Genomic DNA, 530 nt, shown 5'->3' with positions numbered 1-530 from the left:
CGTTGAGGACATGGAAGACGTAGCAGGCCTCGGTCTCGAACCAGCGGATGGTCGAGACGTCGGCGTCGCGGCGCATGACGCCGACGAAGGCGCCCTTGCCCGGCTCCCAGGCGAAGGGCGGGCCGCCGCGCATGGCCCGCTCCAGGCTGCCGGTCAGCGGCAGGACCGGGAACAGCACATGGTCGCGGGTGACCATGAAGTCGTGGATCATCGAACAGTAGGGCGCCTCGAAGTCCTGGCGGCGGACCAGGCGGCCGGCGGCGTCGGCCACGCCGTAGCTGATCGTCGAGGACAGCGGAACCTCGCCGACCGCATAGGCGAAGAAGACCATCTCGCCGGTCTCGGGATCGATCTTGGGGTGGGCGGTGACCCGGCCGCCGAACGCGTCGCGATAGCCGCGCGATTCCAGGCTGTCAGGGTCCATTTCGAACGGCGCGTGGGCCTCCTCCAGCGCCAGCAGGCGGCCGCCGTGCCAGAGGACGTTGGTGTTGGCCACGCCGCCGTCGAGGCCGATCACCGACGGGTCGCTG

The 530-nt window shown here is 70.2% G+C and carries 1 protein-coding gene; it reads right to left on the bottom strand.

Annotated elements, in window-relative coordinates:
- Positions 1-530, bottom strand: a 530-nt coding sequence (locus D1Z90_RS21105) for a carotenoid oxygenase family protein (protein WP_147378843.1), incomplete at both ends; no start/stop codon positions are given.

This window comes from Motilimonas pumila, from assembly GCF_003596335.1.
Classification (GTDB): domain Bacteria; phylum Pseudomonadota; class Gammaproteobacteria; order Enterobacterales; family CBDFNC01; genus Motilimonas; species Motilimonas pumila.
The sequence above is the reverse complement of the archived record's forward strand: the minus strand, read 5'-3'. Positions and strand labels throughout refer to the sequence as shown.